The organism is Marinibactrum halimedae (assembly GCF_021234875.1).
Classification (GTDB): domain Bacteria; phylum Pseudomonadota; class Gammaproteobacteria; order Pseudomonadales; family Cellvibrionaceae; genus Marinibactrum; species Marinibactrum halimedae.
In genome coordinates, this window is the sequence record NZ_JAJQVM010000004.1 from 1 (window position 1) to 19043 (window position 19043).

Here is a 19043-nt window from a genome sequence, read left to right on the forward strand (position 1 = left end):
GCTTTTGAAGTTGCTGGTCAGATAGCTTGGGTTCTCGACCTTTGGCTACGCTTTTTTTCAATGCCTCATAGCCCCCTTCACGATAAAGGGCCAACCATCGATAAATTTGGCTGCGATTAAAGCCGAGCGCTTTGATTACGACTTCAGGACTTTCGCCGGCTTCCACTTGTTGTACTGCACGAATGCGAATTTCTTCGAGCGTATCGTGACTTAATTTTCTGCCATCATTTTTCATGACTGTATTATACAGTGTTGTCTAAGTTATGCACCCTTTAGTAATTAAGGGATGAGCATCTTCATTCAAATCTTGATTATTTTTATTTGCCCTTTTTGTCACAATAAAAAACAATAAAAACTGAAAAGAAAAAAAACACACACGATCACCTTTGATTTTTTATACCCCCTACTCTCTTGTCCTTCCATTCTCGATACGCCGAGTACTTTATTTTTAATCCTCTTAAAACACTCTTTTATTGGTTCATAATTTGCTAAAAATTACCGGCTTCTGTGCGACAAAAGGTCGCACTCAATGTTTGTCGCCGGCATCATTTTAATGACTGATAAAACTTCTTTGGAATTCATTATACATTCCAAAAAGAAGCATAAGTCATCATTTTTGTACCAAAGCCGGGCATAAACGATTTACCAGTGTTACCGAAAAACTCAATAAAAAGAACTGCATCATTTCTATTCATCACAATAATCTTTAGAGGATTAGCACGTGACAAAAAGAACATACCCGATGTTGCTACTTGTGGCAGGAATGAGTATCGCCCTTGACGCCTACAGCCACAGCTCTATGTATTCAGACCCTTTTAAATTCGACGACACCAATGAAGGACAACCTGCCAAGCTTCAACTGATGTTGAAAGCAGGTGAAATTTCTACCATGAACACAGCCGCAACATGTACAAATGGTAGCGCCTCCGGATACCCATGTAACAACATTGATTTGCGCTCTTTTATGGAAAAAAATGAAATGGGCGGTGGAAATGCCAATTTAAATGACATTTGGGGTTGGACAGACCCAGTCACCGGAGCGGAAATTGCCATTGTAGGTCGAACCAGCGGCACCTCATTTGTGGATGTCAGTAATCCTGATAACCCTGTTTACCTCGGCTTTCTCCCTTCTCATAATGGTGGCGTAGATTCTTGGCGCGACATTAAAACGTACAATGATCATGCCTTTATTGTGGCAGACTTAAATCGAAACCGTACACACGGTTTACAAGTCTTCGATTTAACACAATTAAGAAATATCACCCCCGGCAGCACCTTAAATGAAACCGCGCATTTTGGGGGCTTTGGTAATGCTCATAATATTGCCATTAATGAAGACACCGGATACGCCTATATCGTAGGCAGTAACCAATGCAGCGGTGGCCTTTACATGGTGGATATTTCTAACCCCACCTCACCCACTTATGCCGGTTGTTATTCAGAAGATCAATACACCCATGATGCTCAGTGTGTGGTTTATGCCGGCCCAGACACGCGTTATTTTGGTAATGAAATTTGCGTCGCCTATAACGAAGATACCATTACCATTGTGGACGTCACCAATAAAAGTAATCCACGGCAGTTAGCCAGAGAAGGCTACAGTGGCTCTCAATATACACATCAAGGCTGGTTCTTTGATGACACTCACTCCACTCTCATTATGAATGATGAGCAGGATGAATCACGACGCAGAATTAATACTACCTCTTATATTTGGGATGTTAGCGATTTAGACAACCCTCGTGAAATTGGGCGATATGTGGGCCCGAATAGAGCTGTGGATCATAATCTATATACCAAAGACGGATACGTTTTTGAAAGTAATTACCGTGCAGGACTGCGTATTCTTGATGGTAAAGATATCACCAGCGGCTCTTTATCAGAGGTTGCTTACTTCGATACTATTCCAGGGTCAAACAGTGCTCAAACCTCGGGTACGTGGAGTAACTATGTTTACTTTGAAAGTGGCACAGTTGTCACCAGTGATATTGGTAATGGATTGTTTACCCTAACACCAGACTGGGATGCCATTATTGGTAATCCAGACCCAGATCCCGATCCAGATCCAGATCCAGATCCAGATCCAGATCCCGTCGAATGTATAGAACTGGAAGATGTCACCCCTTACAGCAATACCAACACAGGTTCTTATACCGCCAGTGGTTGCACCATGACACTCACGGGAAATATCTGGCGAGCAACGAATGAAATCTTCACATTAACCGCAGACTCTGTACTTACTTTTGAGTTTTCTTCCAACGGTACGGGCGAAATTCACGGTATTGGCATGAGCCAAAGCAACACTGCATCGGCCTCGCGTACATTTAAGCTAGATGGAACACAGAACTACGGCAATACTGACTTCAGCTATACCGGCGGTACACAAACCTTTTCGATTCCCATTGGAGAATACTTCACCGGAACGGGATATCGCTTAATTTTAATTAACGATAAAGACAGTGGTACAGAAAATAATACCACCACCATCAGTAACGTTAGACTCACCAACTAAGCTCATTTAAATATGAATGAGCTGATAAAAATGAGTATAACGGCAAAAATTAATGTAGCCTAAAAAAGACGACAGGTGATGTAACCTTCATCACCTGTCGCAGCATTACCCTCAATCACAATAGGACTTAAATCACCATGAATTTTTCTCAGGTAATCGCATTTCTCTCGGTTTATTTACTGATTTTTACACCCTTTTTTGCGACTGCCAATACAACCCACTCAGAAACCATTATCGCGCCCTCTAATTTTGTGCTTGCCAGCAAGGTTTACCATCAAGCCAGAACGTTAGAACAGCAATCTATAAAAGGCATTCGCCATGCGAATAACCTTCGAAAAGCGGTAAACAAGTTAAACGCCTTAAAAAGGAAAGAACCCAATACATTCAAACACATTTCAAAACAGATTGATCTACTCGAATTAATGAACAATCAAGAATCCGCCTGGCAAGAAGAAGGTAATCGGTTACGGGAATCTGGAAAAGAACTCAATATGTTTGCACAAAAACTCATGCAAAATAGCTTCAAGCAAGAGTGGCCACAGTGGATAAAATTATCTGGCCCCATGAGACTGAAAAAAGAAACACAAACCTTAATGGCACACAATACACAATTGCGTAGCACCAGTGCCGCACTACAAACCACCATGAGCCAAAGTCAAACGGCATCAACATTGTCTGATGCACCGGATATGTCTTTAAAAATTCCGTCCATGTCTGGGCAGAATATCCCTGGGGATTTAGACATCCAAACCTTTCAAGTCACACGAGATTTGCATTTTTTCACTCATATTGAGCCGGTAATAAAAACCAGTGAGAAAACACCCTTAGTCCCATTAAATGAAATTCATGAGTGGAATCTGATTGTGGTCAATCAAGAAGGCAAACCAGTAGAAAACGCTAACATTGACATTACCGGGCATATGCCAGGCCATGTTCATGGCTTACCTACACAACCTCGTATTACAGAAGAAATTGCACCCGGAGTCTACCGCGTAAAAGGCGTAAAATTTCAAATGGCAGGGTGGTGGGTAATGCAATTTACGATTGCCGGCAAAACAGTAGAAGATACCGCAACATTTAACCTTTTACTTTAAAAATTTATTTTCATAAACGACAAACGATAAACGATAAACGATAAACGATAAACGATAAACGATAAAAAGATTGTATAATGAAAGTTACTTGCGCTTACACATCGTGTTATTCAGCCAACCTTTTAACTAACCTTTTTTTAATTTTTTTACTATGCTACCCCTTCAGTATAAACGCTCAGGAAATAACAACCTTTCAAAGCCAAAAAAAACAAGAAAAAGAGATTAAAAACACAGACATTCAAAGTAAAAATCATAACGCACTTTATGAGTTTACCCCTTCCGACATCCAATTTTTATCACAGTTTTCATTATCGACCTTACCGGAAAAACCCACAGCTCCTAGCAACCAATATGCCGATAATGTTGAGGTAGCAAAGCTCGGACAAAAATTATTTTTTGATCAACGGCTCAGTCGCAATGGTAAAGTCTCCTGCGCAACCTGCCACCAGCCGGAACATTACTTTAGCGATGGCCTTCCCCAGTCTCAGGGGCTCGGACAAACCCTCCGTAATGCACCGTCTGTTGCTCTGTCTGCTTATGGCCCCTGGCAATATTGGGATGGACGTAAAGATAGCTTATGGTCGCAAGCCCTAGCTCCACTTGAACATCCCAACGAGCATGGCATTGATCGTGTCTCATTAGCGAAGAAAATTTATCAATATTATGCCAAAGACTACACAACACTTTTTGGTAAAGACGAACTCAGCATCGTGCGCTATCTGCGCAACCCTTCCGCCCCCAATGGCACCGACCAACAGAAACGCAATTGGCAGCGACTCACGTTTCAACGCAAGCAGGCAGTCAATACCGTTTTTACGAATGTTGGGAAATCATTAATGGCGTATCAACGTCAAATTACCTTGCCTTTATCGCCTTTTGATCATTTTATCGAAACACTCATCGCTACCAGCACCATCGCCACCAACATTCAGGAATCTAAAGATAATATTGAAACACTCAAATCACTGATGTCACCCTCAGAGATTTCAGGTTTACGATTATTTATGGGCAAAGCGAACTGCGTGAGTTGTCATAATGGCCCCTTATTTACCAACTTTGAGTTTCACAACATCGGTGCCCCCGAGCCCGATATTACCGCTGTCGATTTAGGGCGCTATTCAGGCGTCAAAGTATTACTGAACGATGAATTTACGTGTTTATCTCAATGGAGTGATGCCACAGAAAAACAGTGTGAAGAAATGGCCTTTCTGAAAAAACAAGGCCCTGAGTTGGTGGGTGCCTTCAAGACACCCAGTCTGCGGAACGTTGCTAAAACAGCACCTTATATGCAAGCCGGACAACTACCAACGCTTGACGCTGTTCTACAACATTACAACCAACCCAAGCCTCCATTTTATGATCGAGAACAACACCCTAATCGTCCTCACTTTGATATTTTACCCTTGGAACTTTCAGAAGATGAGGTATCCAATATCATTGCCTTTTTACAGACCTTGACATCGCCTTTACCGAAAGAAGACCCGTGGTGGAATGCACTATAGAAATAAATACAGCACTAAATGGGCTACGATTGCAGTAACCCCTCTATTGCAGTAACCCCTCTTTAGAAGGAGGAAGCCCATACTTATTTTTATACATACGAGAGAGATATTGGACCGAGTTAAACCCTACACGATCAGCGACTTCACTGACCCGACACCCACTTCTCAGCATATTTCTGGCGATATACAAACGATATTCATTGATAAAATACGTCGGTGTGATTGACATAATTCTAGTAAATTTTCGAAGAAATTGCCTTTCACTGAGAAATACATTCGACGCCAGCTCTTTCGTACTGATTTCTGACCGATGATAATTTCGTTGAACAAAGGAGATACATCGGTCTAACCATTGTTCACCCTTGCCATCAAGGTGACTCAAACTACTATAAATGCCGATAGCCTCTAAGAAACTACTGGCTTTAAACCTACTCATAAAATCAGATACGAAGTAAGAAAAAGACCTAAAACACGAGTAAAGAGACGATTGTCCATTTACCGTACACTCAAAACCAATGGTATGCCCCTCATCATCGACCTTCTCAGAGAGCATAAGTACTGGGATGTGAAATATTTCCTTAACCCCAGCGCCTTTACATAATAGACCACTGGACGAAAGCCTCTCGTCTCCGCCTCCCGCAACGATTAAGTCCGGCATAATCTCTTTAGACAGAGCAAGCGCCTCTTCTTCAGAAGCTGAAATGACCACTGAATAATCAGATAACAATAAGTCAATTAATTTTAATCTAAGGCCACCATCAAGATTGACCAATAAAATCTTCCCTTTTTCTGTATTAATCTCAGTTTCCCCATAAGAACCCACCCCAGAGGGGGGCTCATGATGAGGCCTCTTATCAAAGAAATCATTGTAATTCATAGTAACTCTTGTTTTTTTTATAAGTTAAAAAGCATTAGCATTAAAAAAATTAATACTTAAGCTTTATTTCTACACCCAGGACTTTTTTAACAGACTCCCTAAGCCCTTGCTTCCAAGCAAGTATCACAGCTCTCCAACATCACAACCTTCTAACAATACGACCTTCTAACAACCAATCTATAATTGAAAGAAGCAAAAGCTGTCCATTTGGTCCGATTTTTAGGCCGCACTAGAATGATATAGTTTTGTGACACTTTTCTTACAAGAGGAAAATTTTTTAATTTAGCTTCAAAATATTGCGAAAACAACAATCTTGCTAAATCAACATACTGAAGGATTAAACCTAAATCAATGACAAGACATCACAAAGAATTCCAGAAAAAGCACAAGAAAGATCAAAATGACACCCATCTGAAAAAAATATAACCAATTTTTTACTTAATAGGTATCTTTTATAAACAGATATCATTCATACCAGATTAAACAATATTAAAAAGTTCTAATCCTATGAGACTTAGAGAGAAAGTAGAAAAGAGAAAATGGAAGGAGAAGGGAGATAGGCAAGCAAAGTGTCATTTTGGAATACAGTGTGCAGACTCTCATTGTATTCCAAAATAACACTTTGCACTGGCAAACTTAAAGGTAGTAACTTAAACCACAACAAAGGAAAATCGATAACTTTAATTAATTATATTTATGACCACACTGCTCATTGATATGTTTTACCACATGTTCTTCCAGTTCTTTGATATAGCACATTAGAAAATCAAGCCGTTCATTCCAATGCCTGTGCCAGGTTGTTAACGCAATCTTCGCCATTGCGGCTCTTTTACGCTGTGACAACACCCCAACACCAGACCCATTACATTTTTCACAGCGGCGTGACGAGTTAATGCTGCCACTTTTTTCATAAAGATAGCCTAACCCCTTACAGGCTTTGCATTGAATATCAAACACACTCTCTGCCATCAAAAGATCCGCAATACCACAGGCATTGTCTTTAGTAATCTTCCAGTCTTGCTGTAATGACTCCTTTTCAATTTTATCCAGCAAATGCGCACGTAAAGACTCGGCCGCTTGATGATCTTCACAGTATTTGGCGCGAGCTAAGTAATAAGCAGGCAAAGGCAATGCCCCAAAACTGAGTGCTGCAGCAATGTCATATTGTGTGAATGCCACCACTCCTCCTCTTCCAGAAAATTCCCATGAGGCTCCTTTCGGATTCATTTTTGTTAAAAGAAATTCAGACACAAGACGCTCCTTTGATCAGTCAATTAACCAGCCAAAGTAGATTATCAATCTTGCCGTGAACTCGTTATCACTTGGGGCCTGTACGTCTGAGCAATGCAATAAAACGTCTGATCTGTTTAAGCTTGTTCAAAACCGTCAGTATTTTTATGCACTGTCTATAAAAAACAAATTCATTCATTATTTATGTCACAAAAGATCAAGACTTACTGAACTTTTTATGAATTAAAAAAGACAAACTCTCGATGACCCTCCAGTTTCTGAAGAAAACCAAAACCATTTCATTTTGCCCGCCCACTGAATTTTTCAATTGTTCTTAGGGAAGCAAGCCCAAGCAATGCCACCACGATTTCAAGCCCCATTTCCGACCCAACTGCGGGGGGTAACACCTTGTCTGGCCAGAAAGTCATCGAGCACCATGTCAGTACATCTCGTACAAAAATGAGATACACTAAATTCCAGGCACAAATCCAACCCACAAACGGCCGCCACCCAGACACGAAAAAACTTCGATGTTGCGCTTCAATAATATTGATTTGCTCTTGTGCCAAACTGGGCTTCTGCTGCAAACGATAGAGTAAGGTTTTACGGCTGAGCTTTTCTTCATCATTGCTGTACAGACTGTTTAAGACATTGTTGACTCCCTCGACAGGATGCAACAATCGGCTGGATAGCATTTTCTCTATAAATTTCACGAATACCTCTTACACATAATGAACGCATTGTCATTCACTTTTTGACTTTCAATGATCAGAGCGGACTGACTAAAACCATGTCGCTACCGAAAAACACGCTGCAATTTTCGTCCACACCCATACAGCGTATGAAACCAACCGATCCCCAATATGGAAATGAGCATTTCAATCACCAAGCTCAAAGACAACGGCGGAATCTGGATTGGAAGTGAAGGCAGGAAATAACCAACGAGCCCGATGACATCAAACAAAACCGTGGCATAACACAGGGCCAAGCCACATAGCCACCCCATGAGAGGCTGCCAGAAAGAAACAATATAATGATCGTAACCACCGATACGGCTCAGTTCTCGCTCTACAATCTCTTCATGGTATTTAAGCTGCTGAGCGATGCGGGTTTGACACAAAGGCTCGCCGTCATTGAATATATTTTCTACAATTTTCTCGATCGCTTGGTGCGCGGTCAGATTTCCTAACATGGGTTATTCACCCCGGCGATGTTTCTGTTAAAGCAATCAGGGATTGAGAAGAGGCCGGAATAATGGGTTTTGATAGAGGGTAATGAGATGCGGGGGTTTCTTCTTCATCGGCCATCTCATCCAATAGCGAATGACTGTCTTGCACCGCTTTTGAGTAGCCCTCCACCGTTAAAGCATCCCCCCCTCTTAATTCTTCTCCTACTTTCAATTCTTCTCCCACTCTTAATTCTTCTCCCACTCTTAATTCTTCTCCCACTCTCAGTTCATAAGAGATAGGTTTAGCAGCATCAATTACCTGAGATTGGGTTTGAAGCACAATACGTTCAAGTTGCTCCAGTACTGAAACATAAGCGCCGCTAGAATCTTCTTTCATTTTTACCACATTCATCCCATAGTCATTCACACCTTTCTCTAATTGACAAAAAAGTGAAATGACTTCACCACCAATCATACGCACCGCAGTGGATAAACTGAATAAAAACGGCGAATGAAAGCCCTTGCTTTTTTCTTCCAATATTTTGAGTTCAGTATAAATAAGAGATTCTTGTCCACGTAAATTAAAGTCTCGCAAAAACAGTTTATTCACAGCCTCTTTATATCGCTCTATCACTGAAAGCAATGTGCTACAGCACTCTCGAAAGTCATTCTCATATCCACAATACGCGAGTTCCATATGGCCATTTCGCACCGCCTTACACTTCGCCTCAAACACAAAGTCATTCACATAGCGTTCAAAATTCTTTAGGCTTTCTTTAATGACCTTATCTAAAGTTCTAAAGTACAAGTCATGCTCAAGCCCTCTGCGCATCCAGCACTCTAGTAATTCAATAGAGTTAGGATAACTCTGAAAAGCGATATTATTAGCGAACTGAATTTCGCTTTTTAAAAATAATGACTCCAACTTTTCTTGATAAATGGATTTTGTATTGTCAAACAAATCCGCAATGGAAGTATCAGAGCAGCCTCGAAGACTATCGCTCTCAGACCAGTTATGAATAATAATTTTGGCGTCGTCCAAACTCAGAGGTTTATCTTTCACTTCAACCAATTGAAATAAATTTTTCGCATGCAAAAAGTGTACAGTACGACGATAATGCTCCGGCAAAGGCGACTGGAGTGCAGAAATAATATGATGCACTGCCAACTGCTCTTCATGGCCACATTCTTTTTTATAATCGTGAAGCCGATTCACAAACGCTTTTTTATCCTCGTTTTTCACACTGTAGAAGTGGTATAACATCGATTCCACTGTCGACAAAATCGACAAACTATTCATTGGTGCACTCACAGCATTCATATTTTTCACCCTGTATTACCGCGTGTCTGGTTTCGTTTTTTAGTCTTTTGCTTTTTGTATTTCTATGGCTTTATGAGCCACTAGGTCGAATACGCCGAGTTTCCACGCGATTGTGTTTATCCAATGAGCGTAATCCACCGATTCCCAGCATCCCCATTACAATGGCAAATAACGGCCCACTGTCGAACACCGGCGGCGGTGCAAAAGAACAGACACCTGAAGCAATGCCCTCTAAATGACATGGAATCCAACCCTGCGCTTGCCCCAGAGCCCACACCCAAACTAATAAGGGGTACAACACAAACTGATACGCCATAGCCACCCCGCCTATCCATCCAATAAAAGGGCGCCAACCGGCCACAAACACACTTTGATGTTGCGCCTCAGCGACATTAATTTTGGTTTGCTCTTGAATCAGAGTCGCGTCGAGCTTGCGGTTTTCTATGGCGATTTTTAATCGTTCTTCATCCGAGGTGAATAAATCGTCGGCTAAATCACCCACACTTTTAATAATGTCTCCTACGCCCACTAGCTTCACCCTACGCCCTCCAAGGTTCGATTAATCCACCCCAATAAAAATTTTTCTTGGCTCCGATCTTTACGAACAATTTCCCGATAGCGCGCTATTTTTGCCAATGCGTATTTGGCAACAAAAAACTCATCATCAACGCTGTTCAATTGTTCAAGTGTTTTTGGCCCAACAATGCCATCGGGGGATGTATCCACCACAATTTGGGCTACTTTCACCGCTATTCTTACCCCGGCATTGACAGCAAAATCAAATATGGATTCCGCAACTATTTGATGATGCAGATAATCCGCTTTAATCGGTTGCCAAAATTGTTGCCGATAGAATTTGTACACTAACGCCGTTAAATTTGGGTTTTCTTTGTCACATGAATCAATAAGTGGCCACCCCGGCCAAGTGGGATGAAACCGCCGGGAGATACCCGCAAACGTTTGCCCTCCACGATCTCCCGCCACACAATGATCAATATACCCCCCCTCATTGCGCAGCATTTTATTTAATGCCGGTGTAAACTCTGCCATACCCCCCCCTTCAGATGACTAGAAAATAGCGGATTCAATCTCGTTAGGGCGAGCCTGTACCACACAGGTATTTTGCTGATGACAGGCCTGCCATAACTCAGATAAACTCGGCTGAGAAGAGGGTTTATTGTCAGCACCACTGCCCAGTGCCGGGGTATCCATATTCATTTTTGAAGACAAATGCGTAATCACCGCAGATAACCCTCTCGCGGTTAATGAAAATTCATTAAGCAAGCGCTGAATGTCTTCTTCGGTATATTCCCAACCCTGTTTGGATAGTGCCTGTTGCCATACCGTGGCTTTTTCATTGTCTGAGATCACGCCAACATTCACACTGACGTAACGATCTTGATCGATACCTTCTGGTAAAGCACCCATCACAAAACAAAAATTTGGCAGTCCCACAATGGCCGCTTCAGTTTCATTCGGTTGATTTGTCGTTACAGGCTGGGTTAATTGCTGCAAAAAATAGCACAGCAAGGGTGTCTCTGGTGAATCTATCTCAATTAAATAATAGTGTTGATGCAATAACGACTGACGTTGCATCTGTAAGGCCAAAGCACGCACTTCATCAATTTTTTTCGGCAAGTGTTGCGTTTTAAATTTTAATAATTGTCCTTTTAGAGAAGACACCACCTGATAAGCAATGACTTCACATGCTTCGATTTGTTGTTCACGGTACAGATCACCAGCACAATGCATTAATTGTGAAGGCCGATAACTCACGCGACGACGACTCTGAGAAATTAATCGAAACAGATGAATACCCGCCAAACGCTGGCTTTCTAAAAAACGTTGTGCGGGTCGTACCGGTTGCAGAAGATCCATTAATAATGGCATTACGCTCTCCTTACCTAATACATAATGCAAAATATGCTCATCTGCATACAACGCAGAATGTTGCACACGACGTGTGTCTTCAATCTGAATGAGCTGCCAATACCGCAACGGCGAACTGCCGGTTAATGAAATCACCTGCCCATCATTCATAAGCTTCGCTGCGAGCGATAAACTTATAAAAGGGTGATCCGTCAATTGTTTGCATTTTTCAGCGAGGGCCACATCACATTGCACCAAGACACACAATAATAATAATTTCTGCTCTATTTCATTTAAATTGAGTTTATGAGCTAAGGTATCCAACGCCGGGCACTCACTAAAGCGCATACCTGAAAAACACCGCACACCCTGATGAGGGTATTGCTCAATAAAGGCAAACGCATCAGCCAAACGCTGGCTGGCCTCAGCGAAAAAACCATAATTGGCTTTCTGTGCGTCATCAAAATGCTCAGATGGCTGCCAAAGTAATGCGCCATGCAGTAACTCGCCCTGATTGATTGATTCTTGATTAATCGATTCTCGACTGATCGAGTCATGATTTATTACATCGTGATTTTTCCCATCATGGCCTACTACTCTCACGCTTACTTCATCATGGTTTATACTGCTCTTATTAGATTCAAAAACCTCCCCACCATCGACATGCCCCTGCTCGTTGTTATCGAAAGCACTCACCGGTACAGATGAGAGAGAATGGCGAATCACTGCAGGCATTTGCATTGCAGGTGTTGTCTCTTTGCTATTCACTGTGGGTTTTAAGAGTTCACTCATGGAACGCTGAAAATTACTGATATGAGATTCTGGGCTCTGGGCAATAGAATTGGTTTGATCAGACATATTTTTCTCAATCCTGAAAAGTCATTCAATAAATAAAATATTTATGCATTCGTTTTTTGTACATCTTTTTATGTAACTGGGCCTAACGCCTTTTCGGCTTCCGATAATGCCCCCAACGCAGACGCCACGTTTTGGCTCTCGGGCGATTTAGTGTTATTTTCGCTGCGCCGCGCCTCTAAGAGCGCTTCTAGACGATCTTTGTCTTCATAATAAATATCACGATCTATTCCCCCTAAATCCAATAGCGCTAACAATAGCGCGTACAGCACTCGCAAAAATCCACTGGCATTTTCGGGTAATACCACCTTTTGCTGTTCGATAAGGCGATCGATATCGTTAATGGCCGCTTCCAGCTGGGTATTATTGAGTTGTTCAGGGGGAGTTTTACGAAGAAGGTTTAATCCGGGGTAGTCGCCACTGGGTTGATCTTGTAAACCTTGTGCCGATAGCGATTGCTGCTCTTGTGTGACAGCATCTAAAGCGGCATTGAACGCGGCGACTTTTTCAGGTGCTGGCGCTAATAATGGGCTCGTATCGTCCGCATCCAATTGTTCACTCTGATCATTATCGTCAGAATTAGCGCTCGCTTCGATGTCATCGCCTTTCTCCGTGTCATCTTCTATTTCAGAGCCATCTTCTATTTCAGAGTCATCATCGATTTCAGACTCATCATCGATTTCAGACTCATCATCGGTTTCAGACTCATCATCGGTTTCAGACTCATCATCAGTTTCAGACTCATCATCAGTTTCAGACTCATCATCGGTTTCAGACTCATCATCAGTTTCAGACTCATCATCAGTTTCAGACTCATCATCGGTTTCAGAATCATCATCGGTTTCAGAATCATCATCGATTTCAGAATCATCGTCTTTATCAGAAGTATCATCCTTCGTTAGATCAGACTGATCCTCGCTTGAAGATCCATCCTGCTTGTCATTTTGTTTTAAGACTTCTTCCCGCTCGCGCTGTTCGGTTAATGCGTTTAACTGTGCTTCATACTGGTCGCGCTCTTCATACGTCCAATCTGGGTCTACCCCACCCAGCTCAAAAAGTGCTTGTTTTAAAGCATGCAATAGTCGCGTTAATAAACTGGCATTTTCTGGTAACAATATTTTTCCGTTAGCAAGGGCGTCATCCACGGCTTGAATAGCATTATGTAATTGCTTCTCGGTCATCGCTTCGGGTGGTGTGGTTTTCAGGGCAGAAAGTGCGCTAGTAACCGCACTGCCGCCCAACTCCCTGTTTCCTAATTCGCCCGAACTTTCATTACGGGCTGTTTGGTTTCGCGCCACCTGCGCTTCCGCTTCTTTAAGGTCATTTAATGTATTATTTACATTATTCACAGCATCGGTTTTCGCAGGCGATGATGAATCCACCCCTTGTGGGTTTGCCTCTTCAATCGCTTCCAGTAATTCTTTTTTATTGGTAATTTCCTGTTTAGGATCAACACCCGCCAATTCAAATAAGGCTTTTTTTAATGCCGCTAATACCCGTTGCAGTAATGACGCATCGGCGGGCACTAAAAATTTTCCGTCTTGAATGGCTTTTTCAGTTTCTTCTATGCCTTTGGCAATAGCATCGGCATCCATTTTTTTGGGGTCAATGGATTTTAACGAATTCAACGTGTCGTTATTGGGGTCAGCCAAAGGCTCGCCTCGCGTTGCACGATTGTCTGCCACCGTGGCTTGCGCCTGCTGCACCGCTTCTGCTGCTTGTTTGGCGTCGTCTTGTTCTTTTTTGAGTGTGCTACCGTCGGCACTGTTTAATTTTTTTTGAATTAAGCCTTCAATTTCTTCTTTATTTTTAAGCTCGGCTTTCGCATCCACGCCTGCGAGTTCCATTAAGGCTTTTTTTAATACGGCCAGGGCACGACCTAGAATGCCAGCATCCGCAGGTAACAGAATCTTGCCCTTCTCAATGGCCTTTTCGGTGTCCTCTAAGGCTGTTTGTAATTCCTGCGCCGTCATATCTTCCGGCTTTTTATTGGCCAGCTTCTTGGTGCCCGCCGTCGCGGCTGCGGTGGCTGCACCGCCCACCTGCGCCGCCGCTTTTGCCGGTGCGGCTGCCGCCTGTGCTTTATTAATGTCTTGAGTGGCCGTCGTTATCGTATTTTGCGCTTGCGGGCTCAATGCGGCGGTTTGTGATTCTTCCCTTTTATCACTCTGCGCATTTTCTCCTTTACCCGCTTTGTCTTTATTTTTGTTATTGGGGTCTAACTCTTCCAGTACCCGTTTTAGAAAATACGCCAATCGGGTGAGCTTACTGGCGCCTTCCGCCGGTAAACCATTGGCATCTTCCAAGGCACCGTTTGCGGCTTGTTCAGCGTTCGTTCTCTCATTACTTTTTGATGTGCTCTTATCGTTGCCATGCCGTGTGGTTGCCGAATTATTCAATTTATTACGAGCAGCTTTTCCGCCTGCTTGTATTTTCTTTCGCAACTTGGCTAATTTTTTTTTGCTCGCAGATGTCTGAGACATAATCGTCGTTTACCTTACCTGTTTATACTGAAATTAATGAGGGTTTAACCCCCTCAGTAAATGAACACTCTTTAACCCATTTTTTATGAGATGCATCGGTATAGTTAAGCTGCGTGAAAACGTTTGCCTGCTGTTCAAAATTCGATAATTGAATATTCGAATCAACGGTTTTTAATAGACGAGATAATTCGTGATAACGGGCAGAATAAAAATCAGGTTCACGCCCCATCACTTTCAACGACGGTTCTTTCAACGACAGCTCTTTCAACAACGATCCTTTCAATGACAGTCGGCTAGATTCAGGGCTCCAATAAAAAAATAATTCATCATCATAAGGGGCCTGCGCCACAAACGGGAGTTGTGAAAAATCCATTTTTTCTAACGCTTTGAGAGACGGCATATTATAAAAATACGCCTTGGCATAACAGCACGTTAAACCATAATGGGCCACCCCGTGAACAAGTAATAATGTCACCGCTAAAGGCCCAAACCCACGCCCCTGAAATTCACGACCAAACCAGTAGTAAAAAAAGCCCACACCTTGATGAATTTCTAAACTCACCGAACCGATAAAACCAAACCGCTGATGTTCAACCGCAAAAACCGTATGGGATTGTGTTTGCGGGCATTCTTGTTGATACCACGTTAGCCAGTGTTGAGCGCTCGTAAACTCTGGTAAATTGCAAAGCTTCGCAATATTCGGATCACGGATTTGCGCTCGGTATTGATTTATATGGCTGGGCAATAATGGGGTTAAGGTTATCTCGCCTTTAGTCACCGTGGCCATACAATCCTGAGCAATAGGCTCATGCGCCGATTGTTTGGGCCGTGCCTGCAACGGTGCCCTGCCTTTTTTAATACTGAGTGTTTTCATACCATCAGAAACGAAAAAAGCCAGCGAAAAGCTGGCTTAGTAAATAAACTTCTATGAAAAATTAGCGATGAAAAATAATGATTAGAAGGTCTAACGTAGAGTTCAAGAAGAAGGCGCGATCCAATTTTCCGTTCTCAATCCGGAGACACGATTAAACTCTTTTAAATTATTCGAGACCAATGTCAAGCCTTCTGCACGAGCATGGGCTGCAATATGTAAATCATTCACGCCAATAGGCGTGCCGGCTCTTTCTAATTCGGCGCGTATATCCCCATAGTGAGAAGCGGCTTTTGGTTCGTAATTCAATACTTCTAAACGAGAAATAAAATCATCCACAACCTGTAAATTATGCTCAGGTCGACTACTCTTCTCTGCCCCATGCAATAACTCGCTTAATGTAATGGCGCTAATACACATGGAGCCCGTTTTTTTATTAAAGGTATCCAGTACCTCAATCGGTCGGCGTTTGATTACATAAATGACGATATTGGTATCAAGCATGTATTTGAGCATACTGAATCACTCCAACTAAAAGACTTCGATTAGAAAGATTCGCGCTCAGACTGCTCTTGGCTCGCCCGCTTATCCATAAAATCATCGGTAGCGGTGGTATCACTTTGGAAAAAACTGTCCCAGGTATTGTCTACCGGAGATAAAATACGCTCTTTACCCACAACACGAACTGTAACGCGTTTGACGTTTTCCGGGAAACGGCTATCCGCCGGAAGGCGCACCGCTTGGGTTCGGTTATTCACAAATATTGTCCCAGTCGACATAGGGTCACTCCTAAAAATAAAGCTATATACACATAGTATATAGCTTTCAGAGGTTTGTAAATCTGGAACTTTCGTTAAACCGGCGTCAACAATTCCCGGCAAGCTTGAATACCGGGTATTTTCTGCAATAACAAAGCTTCTGCCTTTTCCGTTAACGCTTGCACACTGCCCACAAAACGCTTAAATCGGCTTTCAAAATGTTGACTTGCGGTTAACCACTGCGTACTGGTGATGCCTAACCGTTCCAGCATCGGCGGTTCTTGCGCAGAAATCGCGCCGCGTTTGTTGGCTCTAATCTGTCGCCCCGTCCAATCCACCAATTCCAAATACTCCGTTAAACAAAACGGTAAACCGGCGGGCATGTTAGATCGCGGGTTACCGGCAAAGGGCATCAGCCCTTTGGGTTGAGCATCAATTAGATTGGGCTTTTGCAATGCCTTTACAGAAGCCTTCGCTTTTTCGGCCCGACGTTTAACGGAGGTATGTTTGGAGGCTTCTGGTGTTTTTGCCATTTTCGCCCGTACTGGATTTAAATCCACATACGCCATGCAAGCGGCCAAGGCTTTTTCATCCAACAACGCTTGAGATTTAAATCGCCCTTCCCAGAAGCGACCCGTGCAGCCATCTTCGCGGTTGGCCTCACGAGCGATAGACTCATTTAAACAGCGAATAAACCAGCTAATATCCATTAAGCGTTGCCGCCAGGTTTCCGCCATGTCTTCTACAGCGTCGATTTCGGCTTGCGTTAAATGGTTCCCTTTTAGATATTTTTGCGTTAGCAAAGTCCCTTTAAAAAGATGTTGCCAGCGTTTTATCACCACTTTAGTCGACCATTTTTCGGCCACCGCTGAGTTGACATGCAACACCACATGATAGTGATTGCTCATAATCGCATAGGCGGCGATATCGATGGCAAAGATTTTTTCAAGTTGAAATAGTCGATCTTCAATCCATTGGCGGCGGTGTTCATAATCATTGCCCGTTACCGCATCCTTCCCACACAAAAACGCCCTACGGACACAGCGGGAAACGCAGTGATAGTAAGGCGTGGCGTCGAGGGAAACGAGTTGGCTTCGGGCTTTGGTCATTTGCTGTTATAGGGTTTGGGGAGTATGACTTTGATTATTGTATTTTGTTTCTTTTGTGTCAAATAGTGTGGGTGTCCTTTTTTATTCTTAACCGTAATGCCTCTGGAGTTCTCTCACTATTTAGTGGATCCTTTGTCTTCGTATAGCCCGGCTCAACGAATGTCGTATATACACTTCTTTATTTTTTGCTCCCGACCACAGATATTGGTTTTTCGTCCTGGCAGCGCTCTCAGTTTTAGTTACTATCACCGGCTTCTTTTCTAGTTCGGTTTTCAGCATTTCCTTTACGCTTTCTTCCGTCTCCCCCTTCTTGTACTTCTTTTCCACTAACTTGCTTTTTAGTTGCTCGACTCTTCTTTCATTGGGCCCTGTTGACTTCACTTCCCAGCGTCGAGTCTCGAGTCCCTCAGGGTCTGCCGCCACGTCGTACCCCTTAAGAATTGCTTCTTGTGGTATCTTGGCGAGGTCTATTTCAGTCGTAAGGGTCACGGTCCGCCCGTCTGTTGCAGCCCCCCCTGGCACACTAGAAAAAGGTTGCCCATGATTTCCAAGAATCTCATGTTTCGACGCTGTTGTGCTTATAGCTGTATTAAAAGGGTGACCACCCGAAGTGTTTTGCACCATCGCTGCGCGCTCTAGGTCCCTCTCTCCACGCTCCCCCGTCCCCGTAGTTTCCACATCAAAGTGCTCTACTCCTTTCATGCCCTTCACCAGGCGGTTCCTGAGCTCGTCCGGCCCTTGTCGACCTTTCGCCCTTATTGCTGTTCCCACCAGCTCCCCGCCGTCGTCTCTTAGTTCCCGTTTGTCAAACTCTGAAAACGTCCCCACTTCGACTACATGAGATGGGTTTTGCCGTAGGTGGTCTGCGGCCTCCTCAGTGATCCTATCAATGCGAGTGACGACGCGTTTCACATACTCCCCTCGTGCGTCCTTCACGTACTCTTTTCCCGTGCCTAGTTTTTGGTACACTGTGTGCAGTGCCTCCGCACCGCTGGTTTCTACGGGAACAAACCGTTCATTGCCAGTTTTTACTTCGGCTACGGCGCGTCCCGCCTCGTCGCGAATCTCGCGCCCATCTTCGCTTAGTCTTAGTCCACCGGTGTTCTCCTCCCCCTGTAATGCAGCTTTTAAGTCCTTAAGTTTCGTGTGCTGCGTCGTCACTCGTACTGCGGCATTCGCCTGTTGCATCTCGATCCACTTGTGCCGGTCTAACGCTGCCAGCTCCCCTAGCTGCGCCTCTGTTTCCTTTCTCAACCTGCGCTGCTCCCCCTTCATTTTCCCTATTAGCTCAATTACGCTTGCGTTTCCGCGTGTGTCGACTGCAATTCTATCTTCGTCGTCAATGTTTTTGCCTGGCCCCATTTTGGACATCTCCTTTCAGTTATAAATCAAAG

The 19043-nt window shown here is 43.3% G+C and carries 18 protein-coding genes; 3 read left to right on the forward strand and 15 right to left on the reverse strand.

Annotated elements, in window-relative coordinates; translation table 11 throughout:
• Positions 1-235, reverse strand: a 235-nt coding sequence (locus LU351_RS03460; RefSeq protein ID WP_232592619.1) for a helix-turn-helix domain-containing protein, incomplete at its 3' end; no start/stop codon positions are given.
• Positions 236-721: 486 nt separating this feature from the next.
• Between LU351_RS03460 and LU351_RS03465 the strand changes: the two genes are divergently transcribed.
• From LU351_RS03465 to LU351_RS03475, 3 genes are all read left to right on the forward strand, one after another.
• Complete coding sequence (locus LU351_RS03465) at positions 722-2512, forward strand: choice-of-anchor B family protein (protein WP_232592620.1); 1791 nt, start codon at positions 722-724, stop codon at positions 2510-2512.
• Positions 2513-2649: 137 nt separating this feature from the next.
• Complete coding sequence (locus LU351_RS03470; RefSeq protein ID WP_232592621.1) at positions 2650-3606, forward strand: FixH family protein; 957 nt, start codon at positions 2650-2652, stop codon at positions 3604-3606.
• A gap of 77 nt (positions 3607-3683) precedes the next feature.
• Positions 3684-5108, forward strand: coding sequence for a cytochrome-c peroxidase (locus LU351_RS03475; protein WP_232592622.1), 1425 nt, complete (start codon positions 3684-3686; stop codon positions 5106-5108).
• A gap of 43 nt (positions 5109-5151) precedes the next feature.
• On the opposite strand, the gene LU351_RS03480 is transcribed toward LU351_RS03475, so the two are convergent.
• The 14 genes from LU351_RS03480 to LU351_RS03545 all read right to left on the reverse strand — a co-directional run bounded on the left by LU351_RS03480 (position 5152) and on the right by LU351_RS03545 (position 19011).
• Entirely contained in the window at positions 5152-5985 is an 834-nt protein-coding gene (locus tag LU351_RS03480) for a response regulator transcription factor (protein WP_232592623.1), read from the reverse strand.
• Positions 5986-6669: 684 nt separating this feature from the next.
• Positions 6670-7236 carry a hypothetical protein gene (locus LU351_RS03485; protein WP_232592624.1) on the reverse strand — a complete coding sequence of 189 codons (567 nt, stop codon included), beginning with the start codon at positions 7234-7236 and terminating at the stop codon, positions 6670-6672.
• Between the two features lie 278 nt (positions 7237-7514).
• The gene (locus LU351_RS03490) at positions 7515-7928 is read right to left on the reverse strand and encodes a 3TM-type holin (protein WP_232592626.1); all 414 of its coding nucleotides are present in this window, start codon (positions 7926-7928) and stop codon (positions 7515-7517) included.
• An 83-nt stretch (positions 7929-8011) separates the two neighbouring features.
• Positions 8012-8407: a hypothetical protein gene (locus LU351_RS03495; protein WP_232592627.1), complete on the reverse strand. Its 396-nt coding sequence runs from the start codon at positions 8405-8407 to the stop codon at positions 8012-8014.
• 7 nt (positions 8408-8414) lie between these two features.
• Positions 8415-9704 (reverse strand): hypothetical protein, encoded by a 1290-nt coding sequence (locus LU351_RS03500; protein ID WP_232592628.1) that lies wholly within the window; start codon positions 9702-9704, stop codon positions 8415-8417.
• 70 nt (positions 9705-9774) lie between these two features.
• Positions 9775-10242 (reverse strand): 3TM-type holin, encoded by a 468-nt coding sequence (locus tag LU351_RS03505; RefSeq protein ID WP_232592629.1) that lies wholly within the window; start codon positions 10240-10242, stop codon positions 9775-9777.
• Positions 10239-10754 (reverse strand): glycoside hydrolase family 108 protein, encoded by a 516-nt coding sequence (locus tag LU351_RS03510; protein ID WP_232592630.1) that lies wholly within the window; start codon positions 10752-10754, stop codon positions 10239-10241. Before LU351_RS03510 ends, LU351_RS03505 begins: the two co-directional genes overlap by 4 nt.
• 18 nt (positions 10755-10772) lie before the next feature.
• On the reverse strand, positions 10773-12431 hold the full coding sequence (locus LU351_RS03515) for a hypothetical protein (protein ID WP_232592631.1): 1659 nt from the start codon (positions 12429-12431) through the stop codon (positions 10773-10775).
• A gap of 68 nt (positions 12432-12499) precedes the next feature.
• A complete protein-coding gene (locus tag LU351_RS03520; protein ID WP_232592633.1) occupies positions 12500-14911 on the reverse strand; it encodes a hypothetical protein in 2412 nt (803 codons plus the stop codon).
• 22 nt (positions 14912-14933) lie between these two features.
• Positions 14934-15785, reverse strand: a complete 852-nt coding sequence (locus LU351_RS03525; protein WP_232592634.1) for a GNAT family N-acetyltransferase — start codon at positions 15783-15785, stop codon at positions 14934-14936.
• Between the two features lie 102 nt (positions 15786-15887).
• A complete protein-coding gene (gene vapC / locus LU351_RS03530; protein ID WP_232592635.1) occupies positions 15888-16298 on the reverse strand; it encodes a type II toxin-antitoxin system tRNA(fMet)-specific endonuclease VapC in 411 nt (136 codons plus the stop codon).
• 29 nt (positions 16299-16327) lie between these two features.
• A complete protein-coding gene (vapB, locus tag LU351_RS03535) occupies positions 16328-16561 on the reverse strand; it encodes a type II toxin-antitoxin system VapB family antitoxin (protein ID WP_232592638.1) in 234 nt (77 codons plus the stop codon).
• Positions 16562-16635: 74 nt separating this feature from the next.
• On the reverse strand, positions 16636-17649 hold the full coding sequence (locus LU351_RS03540; protein ID WP_232592640.1) for a transposase: 1014 nt from the start codon (positions 17647-17649) through the stop codon (positions 16636-16638).
• A 120-nt stretch (positions 17650-17769) separates the two neighbouring features.
• The gene (locus LU351_RS03545) at positions 17770-19011 is read right to left on the reverse strand and encodes a hypothetical protein (protein ID WP_232592641.1); all 1242 of its coding nucleotides are present in this window, start codon (positions 19009-19011) and stop codon (positions 17770-17772) included.
• Positions 19012-19043 lie beyond the last annotated feature (32 nt).

Coding starts and splice junctions, on each gene's coding strand:
- vapC (WP_232592635.1), bottom strand. CDS start 16,298: ATGCTCAAATACATGCTTGATACCAATATCGTCATTTATGTAATCAAA.
- LU351_RS03545 (WP_232592641.1), bottom strand. CDS start 19,011: ATGGGGCCAGGCAAAAACATTGACGACGAAGATAGAATTGCAGTCGAC.
- LU351_RS03475 (WP_232592622.1), top strand. CDS start 3,684: ATGAAAGTTACTTGCGCTTACACATCGTGTTATTCAGCCAACCTTTTA.
- LU351_RS03500 (WP_232592628.1), bottom strand. CDS start 9,704: ATGAATGCTGTGAGTGCACCAATGAATAGTTTGTCGATTTTGTCGACA.
- LU351_RS03540 (WP_232592640.1), bottom strand. CDS start 17,649: ATGACCAAAGCCCGAAGCCAACTCGTTTCCCTCGACGCCACGCCTTAC.
- vapB (WP_232592638.1), bottom strand. CDS start 16,561: ATGTCGACTGGGACAATATTTGTGAATAACCGAACCCAAGCGGTGCGC.
- LU351_RS03520 (WP_232592633.1), bottom strand. CDS start 14,911: ATGTCTCAGACATCTGCGAGCAAAAAAAAATTAGCCAAGTTGCGAAAG.
- LU351_RS03470 (WP_232592621.1), top strand. CDS start 2,650: ATGAATTTTTCTCAGGTAATCGCATTTCTCTCGGTTTATTTACTGATT.
- LU351_RS03480 (WP_232592623.1), bottom strand. CDS start 5,985: ATGAATTACAATGATTTCTTTGATAAGAGGCCTCATCATGAGCCCCCC.
- LU351_RS03515 (WP_232592631.1), bottom strand. CDS start 12,431: ATGTCTGATCAAACCAATTCTATTGCCCAGAGCCCAGAATCTCATATC.
- LU351_RS03510 (WP_232592630.1), bottom strand. CDS start 10,754: ATGGCAGAGTTTACACCGGCATTAAATAAAATGCTGCGCAATGAGGGG.
- LU351_RS03525 (WP_232592634.1), bottom strand. CDS start 15,785: ATGAAAACACTCAGTATTAAAAAAGGCAGGGCACCGTTGCAGGCACGG.
- LU351_RS03495 (WP_232592627.1), bottom strand. CDS start 8,407: ATGTTAGGAAATCTGACCGCGCACCAAGCGATCGAGAAAATTGTAGAA.